Annotated in this window: 11 protein-coding genes; 7 read left to right on the top strand and 4 right to left on the bottom strand. The window is 61.2% G+C overall.

Going from position 1 to position 11,016, the window contains the following annotated elements; all coding sequences use genetic code 11:
* Window positions 1-123: 123 nt before the first annotated feature.
* Together nadA and nadC are read left to right on the top strand one after the other, a co-directional pair.
* Window positions 124-1,263 carry a quinolinate synthase NadA gene (nadA, locus tag C0Z16_RS09975; RefSeq protein WP_102631979.1) on the top strand — a complete coding sequence of 380 codons (1,140 nt, stop codon included), beginning with the start codon at window positions 124-126 and terminating at the stop codon, window positions 1,261-1,263.
* On the top strand, window positions 1,263-2,189 hold the full coding sequence (gene nadC / locus C0Z16_RS09980; RefSeq protein ID WP_102631980.1) for a carboxylating nicotinate-nucleotide diphosphorylase: 927 nt from the start codon (window positions 1,263-1,265) through the stop codon (window positions 2,187-2,189). Before nadA ends, nadC begins: the two co-directional genes overlap by 1 nt.
* 73 nt (window positions 2,190-2,262) lie before the next feature.
* On the opposite strand, the gene nadB is transcribed toward nadC, so the two are convergent.
* The 4 genes from nadB to radC form a co-directional block, all read right to left on the bottom strand.
* The gene (gene nadB / locus C0Z16_RS09985) at window positions 2,263-3,861 is read right to left on the bottom strand and encodes an L-aspartate oxidase (protein WP_102631981.1); all 1,599 of its coding nucleotides are present in this window, start codon (window positions 3,859-3,861) and stop codon (window positions 2,263-2,265) included.
* A gap of 237 nt (window positions 3,862-4,098) precedes the next feature.
* Window positions 4,099-4,266, bottom strand: coding sequence for a 50S ribosomal protein L33 (gene rpmG / locus C0Z16_RS09990; protein ID WP_006050116.1), 168 nt, complete (start codon window positions 4,264-4,266; stop codon window positions 4,099-4,101).
* A 10-nt stretch (window positions 4,267-4,276) separates the two neighbouring features.
* Entirely contained in the window at window positions 4,277-4,510 is a 234-nt protein-coding gene (rpmB, locus tag C0Z16_RS09995) for a 50S ribosomal protein L28 (RefSeq protein ID WP_006050117.1), read from the bottom strand.
* A 295-nt stretch (window positions 4,511-4,805) separates the two neighbouring features.
* Window positions 4,806-5,570 (bottom strand): RadC family protein, encoded by a 765-nt coding sequence (gene radC, locus C0Z16_RS10000; RefSeq protein ID WP_102631982.1) that lies wholly within the window; start codon window positions 5,568-5,570, stop codon window positions 4,806-4,808.
* A gap of 176 nt (window positions 5,571-5,746) precedes the next feature.
* Here radC and C0Z16_RS10005 point away from each other — a divergent pair, with 176 nt between their 5' ends.
* The 5 genes from C0Z16_RS10005 to C0Z16_RS10025 all read left to right on the top strand — a co-directional run.
* Window positions 5,747-6,202 carry an FKBP-type peptidyl-prolyl cis-trans isomerase gene (locus C0Z16_RS10005; protein WP_102631983.1) on the top strand — a complete coding sequence of 152 codons (456 nt, stop codon included), beginning with the start codon at window positions 5,747-5,749 and terminating at the stop codon, window positions 6,200-6,202.
* 2 nt (window positions 6,203-6,204) lie between these two features.
* Entirely contained in the window at window positions 6,205-7,164 is a 960-nt protein-coding gene (gene ispH / locus C0Z16_RS10010) for a 4-hydroxy-3-methylbut-2-enyl diphosphate reductase (RefSeq protein ID WP_102631984.1), read from the top strand.
* A gap of 537 nt (window positions 7,165-7,701) precedes the next feature.
* The gene (locus C0Z16_RS10015) at window positions 7,702-8,904 is read left to right on the top strand and encodes a branched-chain amino acid ABC transporter substrate-binding protein (protein ID WP_102631985.1); all 1,203 of its coding nucleotides are present in this window, start codon (window positions 7,702-7,704) and stop codon (window positions 8,902-8,904) included.
* A gap of 229 nt (window positions 8,905-9,133) precedes the next feature.
* Window positions 9,134-10,084 (top strand): branched-chain amino acid ABC transporter permease, encoded by a 951-nt coding sequence (locus C0Z16_RS10020; protein WP_006050122.1) that lies wholly within the window; start codon window positions 9,134-9,136, stop codon window positions 10,082-10,084.
* 22 nt (window positions 10,085-10,106) lie between these two features.
* Window positions 10,107-11,016: ABC transporter permease subunit (locus C0Z16_RS10025; protein ID WP_102631986.1), on the top strand; the 910-nt coding region annotated here is incomplete at its 3' end.

The raw sequence follows: 11,016 nt of genomic DNA on the forward strand, positions 1-11,016 counted from the left end.
CCATTAAAATTTCGGTACGTCACAAAACCCCGCGTTGGCGGGGTTTTGCTTTTTGGGCCGCGGAAATTGCACAGCATGACTTGATTGACAGTCCGCGGCGGCAGAGCGAAGGCAGAGGAGATCATGGATCAGCAGGCGATCAGGACGGTCGAATACGACCGGCCGCAGGCGCAGGGCACTTCCTGTGGGATCGGGCAGGCGTGGGCCAAAGTGCCCGACATGCCGTCCGCGCAGGAGAAAGTGGGGCTGAAAGAGCGCATCCGCGCATTGCTCAAGCGCGAGAAGGCGGTGCTCGTCGCACATTACTATGTCGATGCCGAATTGCAGGAACTCGCCGACGAAACCGGTGGTTGCGTGGCCGATTCGCTGGAAATGGCCCGCTTTGGACGCGACCACGAAGCCCAAACTCTCGTGGTGGCGGGCGTACGCTTCATGGGCGAGACTGCAAAGATTCTGAGCCCGGACAAGCGCATTCTCATGCCGGATCTCGATGCGACATGTTCTCTCGATCTCGGCTGCCCGGTGGATGAATTCTCGGCTTTCTGCGACGCCCATCCGGATCGCACGGTAGTCGTTTATGCGAACACAAGCGCGGCGGTGAAGGCCCGCGCGGACTGGATGGTGACTTCGTCGATCGGCCTCGAGATCGTCGCCGATTTGCACGCGCGCGGCGAAAAAATCATTTGGGCGCCGGACCGGCACCTCGGCGGTTACATCCAGAACAAGACCGGCGCGGACATGCTGATGTGGCAAGGCTCTTGTCTCGTGCATGACGAATTCAAAGGCATCGAACTCGATTTGCTGCGCGCCGAATATCCGGGCGCGAAAGTGCTCGTGCATCCGGAGTCGCCGGCAAACGTCGTTGCGCTAGCCGATGTGGTCGGTTCCACCACTCAGTTGATCGACGCCGCGCGGAAGCTCGATGCGACGCATTTCATCGTGGCGACGGATCTCGGCATCCTGCATAAGATGCAACTCGCTGCGCCCGGCAAGACGTTGATCGCCGCACCCACGGCCGGCAACAGCGCGACCTGCAAGAGCTGCGCGCATTGCCCGTGGATGGCCATGAACGGCCTCGCGAATCTCGCCTATGTGCTGGAGCGGGGCCACAACGAGATCTTCGTCGACCGCACTATTGGTGAGCGGGCGCGCGTGCCGATCGATCGCATGCTCGACTTCGCAGCGCGTCACAAAAAGCGGGTGCAAGCGAGCGGCGATCTCGCGGGTGACGCACAGTTGTATTCGAATGTGGGAGCCGCTTGATGAATTCGGCAGCACAGAGTTCAGAGGTCCGTTCGGGCCCATATAGTCAGGCGCAAGCAGTGTCGCCGCTTTTTGCCGGGATTCACGCGCAGTACGGCGCGGCCTTCGACGCAGCGCTCACGCGTAACGTCGCCGACGCACTGGCGGAGGACATCGGCAGGGGCGACCAGACCGGTCGTCTCGTTCCCGCTGATGAAGTGCGCGATGCGCGCGTTATAGTCCGCGAGGATGCGGTGTTGTGCGGCGTGCCCTGGTTCAACGCGGTCCTGCAGCAAGTGGATTCGCGTATCGAAGCGCAATGGCGTTACCGCGAAGGCGATCGTATGAAGGCGGACACGCCAGTGTGCGAATTGCGCGGGCCAGTCCGTGCGCTGCTCACGGCCGAACGCAACGCGCTGAATTTCCTTCAGCTTCTATCAGGCGTGGCAAGCGCAACGCGCCGGTACGTCGACGCGGTTGCGCCTACGCGCACGCGCATTCTCGACACGCGCAAGACTTTGCCCGGCTTGCGGCTCGCGCAGAAGTACGCGGTGCGAGTTGGCGGCGGAGCGAATCAACGGCTCGCTTTGTACGACGGCATTCTCATCAAGGAAAACCACATTGCCGCAGCCGGCGGCGTGGGGCCGGCCATGGACGCGGCGCTTGCGCTGAACGCCGGCGTCTCGATTCAAATCGAAGTCGAGACGCTTGAGCAGTTGGAAACGGCATTGGCGCATCGCGCGCAATCCATTCTGCTCGACAATTTTTCCTTCGATGCAATGCGCGAAGCCGTTCGCATCACTGCTGGGCGTGCCGTACTCGAAGTGTCCGGCGGAGTGAGCTTCGAGACGGTGCGGACTATCGCGGAAACGGGCGTCGACCGGGTGTCGATCGGCGCGCTGACGAAAGACGTGCGAGCGACCGATTACTCGTTGCGGATCGTCTGACGCGAGCGTACTGCGGCTGTCGTTCATGAAACGCCATTGCCGGCCTATGTCGGCGATGGCGTTTCCGTTTCAGTCACACGTTGCGGTTACGCACATGCTCCGGCGATAGGACCGTCGGCAGCGCTTTGGGCAAAGTCGCCGGCCAGTCGCGGCTGAAATGCAGGCCGCGGCTTTCGCGCCTCGACCGTGCCCCTTCGACGATCAACGACGCCACGTCCACCAGATTGCGCAACTCGAGCAAATCGCGGCTTACCTTGAAGTTCGCGTAGTACTCGTGAATCTCGTCACGCAGCAGCGTGAGCCGGTGTTTGGCACGCATGAGCCGCTTGTCGGTGCGCACAATGCCGACGTAGTTCCACATGAGTCGACGAAGCTCGTCCCAATTGTGCGCGACCACCACTTCTTCGTCCGGATCGGAAACGCGGCTCTCGTCCCAGTCTGGCAAAGGCGCGTGGACGGCCGCGCTGAAGCCTTCTTCCTCGATGGCGCGCGCGGCCGAGCGTCCAATCACGAGGCACTCGAGCAGAGAATTGCTGGCGAGCCGGTTCGCGCCGTGCAAGCCCGTGCAGGAAGTTTCCCCCACTGCATAGAGCCCAGCGAGATCGGTCCGGCCTGCCAGATCGGTCACGACGCCGCCGCATGTGTAATGCGCTGCCGGCACGACGGGAATCGCTTCCTTCGTGATGTCGATGCCGAACTCCAGACACCGAGCCAGAATCGTCGGAAAGTGCTCGCGAAGGAAGTCAGCCGGTTGATGACTGATGTCCAGATAGACGCAATCGATGCCGCGCTTTTTGATCTCGAAGTCGATCGCGCGCGCGACGATGTCACGCGGCGCGAGTTCGGCGCGTTCGTCATGATTCGGCATGAAACGCGTGCCGTCCGGCAGCTTCAGAATGCCGCCTTCGCCGCGCACGGCCTCCGAAATCAGAAACGACTTCGCGTACGGATGAAACAGGCAGGTTGGATGAAACTGGATGAATTCCATGTTCGACACGCGGCAGCCTGCGCGCCACGCCATGGCGATGCCGTCGCCTGTCGCTGTGTCGGGATTCGTGGTGTACAGATAGACCTTGCCGGCGCCGCCAGTGGCGAGCACCGTGTGGGGCGCCTCGATCGTGACGGTGCGGCCGCTTTCCAGATCGAGCGCATACAGGCCATGACAACGACGGCCGGGCAGGCCGAGGCGATCAGACGTGATCAGGTCGATTGCGTAGTGGTCTTCGAGCAGCGTGATGTTCGGATGCTGGCGCACGCGCTCGCTCAGCGTGGCGACGACCGCGTGGCCCGTTGCGTCGGCCGCGTGAATGATCCGCCGATGACTATGGCCGCCTTCGCGAGTCAGGTGAAAGCCGAGTTCCGCTGCGTCGTCTTTCGTAAACGGCACGCCTTGTTCGATGAGCCATTCAATCGCGGCGCGCCCATGTTCGACGATGAAGCGCGTCGCCGCTTCGTCGCACAGGCCGCCGCCTGCAATAAGCGTATCGCGCACGTGATTTTCGATGCTGTCCGCGGAATCGAGCACGGCGGCGATGCCGCCTTGCGCCCAGTCGCTCGCGCCTTCAGTCATCGACCGCTTGGCGATCACCGCAACCCGCCGCGTCTGCGCGAGGTTGAGCGCGACGCTCAGCCCGGCCAGACCGCTACCGACAATCGCCACATCGAATTCCATTACCTGCATCTCCGTCTTTCGTTTTGCTGTGACAGCGCGTCATTCACGCGCTGCTAAAACGAGAAAGGATACGCGCCGCGACGGTCGAGGGAAAGCTGACCAAACGGTATAAGACTCCGTTATCGCGAAAAGAGTGCGATTAGCCGGGATGGTTGAGCATGCTGAAAACAAAAAAGCCTCGCACGAATGCGAGGCTTTTTTGCGTGTCTTTTGCCATTGTCAGGCGGAAGCCAAGACTTACTTAATCTTGGTTTCTTTGTAGTCAACGTGCTTACGGACGACCGGATCAAACTTCTTGATCAGCATCTTTTCCGGCATGTTGCGTTTGTTCTTCGTCGTCGTGTAGAAGTGACCCGTGCCTGCGGTCGATTCCAGCTTGATCTTGTCGCGTGCGCCTTTCGCCATGATTTACTCCTTAGGCTTCACCGCGTGCGCGCAGATCTGCGAGCACAGCGTCGATACCGTTCTTGTCGATCAGGCGCAGGCCGGCGTTCGAAATACGCAGACGCACCCAACGGTTTTCGCTTTCCACCCAGATGCGGCGGCTTTGCAGGTTCGGCAGGAACCGGCGCTTGGTTTTGTTGTTCGCGTGGGAAACGTTGTTGCCGCTCATCGGCGCTTTCCCAGTTACTTGGCATACGCGTGCCATGAGAGCACTCCTAATACGCTAATTCTGAGTTCGAACGCCGTGAAAGTTTCCCGAAAAGACTCGCGCTGAATACAGGCACGTTTCCTTTCCGGAACGCCTTGGTGGCTTCGGAACAGGGGGTTGGAAATAGGCAAACCGGAATTCTAGCAGAAAAAAAGCCGCAAAATCAAACCTTATTTGCGGCAGCCAGACATGGTGCAGCGCCTTTCCGATCCTGTTTATGCTTGTCTCACGCCGTCTCACGGCCAGCTTCAGCGTCGACTGGCGGCCAACTTATGGCCAACGGACCGCCAACTTATGGCCAGCCGGCACGGGCGAACGAGTATACGCTGTCCGCGCCGATCACCAGATGATCGACGAGCTGGACGTCGATCAACCCGAGCGCTTCGCGAAGCGTGCGCGTCAGGCTGCAATCGCTCGCGCTGGGCCGCACTGCGCCGGAAGGATGGTTATGCGCGACGATCAGACTCGCTGCATTAAGCGTCAGCGCGCGCCGCGCGATTTCGCGCGGATACACCGCCATTCGCGTGAGTGTGCCGCGCGCGCTTTCCTCGCTGCGGATCAACCGGTTCCGGGCGTCGAGAAAGAGCGACACGAACACTTCCTGCGGACGGCCGCCGATCAGCAGGCGCAGATAGCTTTCCACGGCTTCGGGCGAGTTCATCAGCGAGCGCCGGCGCATCTTGTCGACTAGCGAGCGGCGCGCCATTTCCATGATGGCAAGCAGTTGCGCCTTTTTCGCGGGCCCGATGCCGCGCAGGCCGTCGAAATCCGTATAAGTCGCGTCGAGCATCGCGCGCAGCGAGCCGAAGCGGTCCAGCAGCTCGCGCGCCACGCTGAATACGTCGTGGCCCGGCAGACCCGAGCCCAGCACGAGTACGATCATTTCGGTGTCCGACAGGACGCCGGGACCCTGGTCGATCAGCCGTTCGCGCGGCATATCCTGTTTGTGCCATTTGCGCCGCCGACGTGACAGTGCTGCTTCAGTAGCGGGCGGGCCCGGCGGCGGACGAGCAAAATCCAACGTGGTTTCGTCGATTGTGGACGCATAATCAGACATATACAGACAATTCCTCCGCTTGGGGTTCGGGTTCGGTGCGCACGATGGACGCAAGCCGAGGCCCGCTATGTGGCTTACAATAGACGCTTTGCGCACGGCACGCCGACGGTTTGCCACACGCGTCGACTGCGCCCGCGGCGCACGCGTGCAGCGCGCTTTGACTGAGCGAGCATTGCATGAGCATCATCGACATTTCCGAAGTGAAGCCCGGTTCACACGTCACGCTTCACTACCGGCTTTCCCTTGCCGATGGCGCCGAAGTCATCAATACGTTTAACGACAAGCCTGCCACGCTTCTGCTGGGCGCCGGCCAGCTCGCGCCGCCGCTGGAAGACATTTTGCTAGGTTTGAAAGTCGGCCACCATTCGACCTTTCAGCTAGCGCCGGGCGTCGCATTTGGCCCGCGCAATCCGGAGATGATCCAGCGCGTGTCGCTGGCCACGCTGCGGGAAAACAGCATGATCGGCGAGGATTTTTCGCCGGGTGACCTGGTCGAATTCAACGCGCCAGGCGGCGGCCGCTACGCCGGCGTTCTCAAGGAAGTGAACGAGACGTCGGCCCTGTTCGATTTCAACCACCCGCTTGCCGGCCAGGCGCTGGCGTTCGAAGTGAAAATCATCGGGATTCTGTAAACATGAGCATCGCGGATACCACCCTTGCCGAAACCGAGATCCTGCTGGCGCAGCCGCGCGGGTTCTGTGCCGGCGTCGATCGGGCTATCGAGATCGTGGAACGTGCCATCAAGCTGCACGGCTCGCCGATCTACGTGCGCCACGAAATCGTCCATAACGTCTACGTCGTTGAAGATCTGCGCAAGAAAGGCGCAATTTTCATCGAACGGCTGGAAGAAGTGCCCGCCGGCAATACGGTCATTTTCAGCGCGCACGGCGTCTCGAAAGCGGTGCGCAGCGAGGCCGAGTCGCGTGGGCTGCGCGTCTACGACGCTACGTGTCCGCTCGTGACCAAGGTGCACATCGAGGTCGCGAAAATGCGTCAGGACGGCTTCGACATCGTGATGATCGGCCACAAGGGCCACCCGGAAGTGGAAGGCACGATGGGCCAGGCGGGCGAGGGCATGCATCTCGTCGAAGACATCGCAGACGTGCAGGCGCTGCAACTGGCCGACCCCGAGCGGATCGCGTTTGTCACGCAAACCACGCTGTCGGTTGACGATGCAGCCGAGATCATCGGCGCCTTGAAGGCCAAATATCCCTCCATCCGCGAGCCGAAGAAGCAGGACATCTGCTACGCCACGCAGAACCGCCAGGACGCTGTGAAGTTCATGGCGCCGCAGTGCGACGTGGTGATCGTCGTCGGGAGCCCGAACAGTTCGAATTCCAACCGGCTGCGTGAACTGGCCGAAAAGCTGGGCGTGCCTTCTTATATGGTGGATTCGCCCGACCAGATCGATCCCGCATGGGTCGAGGGCAAGCGCCGGATCGGCGTGACGGCCGGCGCCTCGGCTCCCGAGGTTCTGGCTCAGGCGGTGATCGCCCGCTTGCGGGAACTGGGCGTGCGCAATGTGCGCGCGCTCGACGGCATCGAGGAAAACATTGCGTTTCCGCTGCCGCGCGGGCTCGGTCTGCCGGCCTGACAATCCCAAAGTGGCTGCGAAAAGCGCGCCGTCGGCGCGCTTTTTTTACGCTTGCGCATCAGGAAGGCCAAGCTTTATTGGGTGCCAGATCATCCAAAACGGCTGGCGTGGGACTCATTTCGCATAAATATTTTTGAAATCCGGTCTGGCATTTAATTACTTTTTGATGATCTGGCCCCGCTTATTATTGCCAAAGCCGCCCACCGGTAATTTTGTCGCACTAAGATGGTGCTGTGAGCCGAACGCCGACGCTTAAGTATTACTTAACGCCAAACGCGCTCTTATCAGGCCTTGAGCGAATCGCTCGCAACAGTTGATGCGGCTGGATTCCGTGCTGGTGCAACTGATGCGCGAAAATCGGTCGCAACCGGGTTGCGCCTTTTGTGCGATGGCGGTCTAAAAATAAGGTTGCAATGCAGGAAAACCCTGCCGGTTCAACAATATTGCCCGTCGCAAAATTGGAGTTACAATGCGCGCGTTCTCAAGGCCTTAGGGTCCCGAACAATAGATTTTGCAAGGCGCGGGGAGACCTACTTAATGCGAGTCAAGTTTGCTTACGCCGTGTCCGTCGCGGCCGCGGTTGCGATGCTGACCGCGTGCGGCAAAAAACAGGACGGCGAGGCGGGAGCGAGTGCATCGGCGGCAGTAGCAGCGTCCGCAGCGCCGGTAAGCGAAGCAATTGTCGTGAAGATTGGCCATGCGGCCCCGTTGACGGGCGGCATCGCGCATCTGGGCAAGGACAACGAAAACGGCGCGCGTCTGGCGGTCGAGGAAATCAATGCACAGGGCCTGACGATCGACGGCCACAAGATCGACTTGCAACTGGACGCCCAGGACGACGCCGCCGATCCCAAGGCGGGCACGGCGGTCGCGCAGAAGCTGGTCGACGATCACGTCGTGGCCGTCGTGGGGCACCTGAATTCGGGCGTGTCGATTCCGGCTTCGAAGATCTACAGCGATGCGAGCATCGTGCAGATCTCGCCGTCGTCGACCAATCCGGCGTACACGCAGCAGGGTTTCAAGACGACCTACCGGGTTGTCGCCACCGACGCGCGGCAAGGTCCGGCGCTCGCCAATTACGCCACGAAGGCGTTGGGCGCCAAACGCATCGCAGTAGTGGACGATGCAACCGCCTACGGTAAGGGGCTCGCGGACGAATTCGCGAAGACCGTGGAGGCGAACGGAGCGAAGATCGTCGCGCGTGAAGCGACGAACGACCGGGCCACGGATTTCCGGGCCATCCTCACGAAGATCAAGAGTGTTCATCCGGACGCGATCATGTTCGGCGGCATGGACGCAACGGGCGGGCCGTTTGCCAAACAGGCGGCGGCGCTCGGTATCAGGGCAAAAATCCTTGGCGGCGACGGCGTGTGTACCGACAAGGTGGGGGAGCTGGCGGGAACCGCCGTGCAAAACCTGGTCTGTTCGGAGGCGGGACTCGCGCTTTCGAAAATGGACAGGGGAGCGGACTTCGAGAAGAAGTACGTGGACCGCTTCCACACGCCGGTGCAGATTTACGCACCGTTCACGTATGACGCTGTGTACGTGATTGTCGATGCAATGAAGCGCGCTAATTCGATCGAGGCGCCCAAGGTGCTGGCTGCGATGCCGTCCACCGATTACAACGGGGTAATCGGCCGCATCGCGTTCGACGACAAGGGTGATTTGAAAGAGGGCGCCATTACGCTTTACGACTTCAAGGACGGCAAGAAAGCGGTTCTCGACGTCGTGAAGATGTGATGACGGGACGTTCAGCCTGACGGCACCGAACCACCCAACGGTGCCGTTTTTGCATCCGCCGAAGGCGAGCCTGCGACTGTGACCCAGTCGTGAGGGCAAACCGGCGGCGGATAAACCCTTACCGGTCTTTTACATCAGTACCCGCAGTGCCGTTGAGATTGCGTAACGCATCACCGCCCACCGGCTGATGAAGAGCGCGAATCCAGTTGCACGGGCTAAGGAGCATTAAATGGATATCTTCATCCAGCAGGTCCTAAACGGACTGGTGCTTGGCAGCGTTTACGCCATCATCGCACTGGGCTATACGATGGTTTACGGCATTCTGGGCATCATCAACTTCGCTCACGGCGATGTGTTGATGGTGGGCGCGATGGTCGCGCTCTCCGCCATAGGCGTGCTGCAGAACCACTTCCCCGGCTTAGGCAATGTGCCGACGCTTTGCATCGCGCTGGCAATTGCAGCCGTGGTGTGCGCGGTGGTCGGCTATACGATCGAACGCGTGGCCTACCGGCCGTTGCGCAAGGCGCCGCGTCTCGCTCCGCTGATCACTGCGATCGGCGTGTCGATCCTGCTGCAGACGCTCGCCATGATGATCTGGTCGCGTAACCCGCTGCCGTTCCCGCAGCTTCTGCCCACCGATCCGCTGAACGTGATCAAGGCCACCGACACGACGCCTGGCGCCGTGATCTCGATGACTGAAATCGTGATCATCGTCGTCGCGTTCCTCGTGATGGCGGGTCTGCTGCTGCTCGTGCACAAGACCAAACTCGGCCGCGCGATGCGCGCCATCGCCGAGAATCCGGGCGTCGCCTCGCTGATGGGCGTGAACCCCAACTTCGTGATCTCGGCCACCTTCATGATCGGCTCGGCGCTTGCCGCGCTCGCCGGCGTGATGATCGCGTCCGAATACGGCAACGCTCACTTCTACATGGGCTTCATCCCCGGTCTGAAGGCCTTTACCGCGGCGGTGCTCGGCGGTATCGGCAATCTCGGCGGCGCGATGGTCGGCGGCGTGATTCTGGGGCTCATCGAACAGTTGGGCGCCGGTTATATCGGCAACCTGACCGGTGGTGTGTTCGGCAGTAACTATCAGGACGTGTTTGCGTTCATCGTGCTGATTATCGTGCTGGTGTTCCGTCCGTCGGGTCTGCTCGGCGAACGCGTTGCGGATCGCGCTTGATCCAGGCCAAGGAGTAAACCAAATGACCTCAATTCAACCGATCGAGCCGTCCACGACGCTCATTCCCGAGAAGAACCTGGCCAGGACGCTGACCGTCGGCATCATCACGGCGGTCTTCGTGATCGCCGCGCCGATGATCATCGGCACGGCGGGCGGCAACTACTGGGTCCGCGTGCTCGACTTCGCGATGCTGTACGTGATGCTGGCGCTGGGTCTTAACGTCGTGGTCGGCTTTGCAGGCCTGCTCGACCTGGGCTATATCGCGTTCTACGCGGTCGGCGCGTACACGGCGGCGCTGCTTTCCTCGCCGCACCTGTCGTCGCAGTTCGAATGGATCGCGCATCTCGCGCCAGGCGGGCTGCATGTGCCGTTCCTGATCATCGTGCCGTGCGCTATGGGTGTCGCCGCGTTCTTCGGCGTGATTCTCGGTGCGCCGACGCTGCGTCTGCGTGGCGACTACCTCGCCATCGTGACGTTGGGCTTCGGGGAAATCGTGCGGATCTTCCTGAACAACCTCGACCGTCCGGTGAACATCACCAACGGTCCGAAGGGCATCACGGGGATCGATCCGGTGCATGTCGGCGACTTCAGCCTCGCGCAGACACACTCGCTGTTCGGCTTCCAGTTCCCGTCGGTCTACTCGTACTACTACCTGTTCGTGCTGGCCGCGCTGCTGGTGATCTGGGTGTGTACGCGTTTGCAGCACTCGCGTATCGGCCGCGCATGGGCCGCGATCCGCGAAGACGAAATCGCCGCCAAGGCAATGGGCATCAACACGCGTAACGTGAAGCTGCTGGCGTTCGCAATGGGCGCGTCGTTCGGCGGCCTGTCGGGCGCGATGTTCGGCGCGTTTCAGGGCTTCGTGTCGCCGGAATCGTTCACGCTACCGGAGTCGATCGTGGTGCTGGCGTGCGTGGTGCTAGGCGGCATGG

The sequence above is a fragment of the Paraburkholderia rhynchosiae genome (assembly GCF_002879865.1).
GTDB classification, from domain to species: Bacteria; Pseudomonadota; Gammaproteobacteria; order Burkholderiales; family Burkholderiaceae; genus Paraburkholderia; species Paraburkholderia rhynchosiae.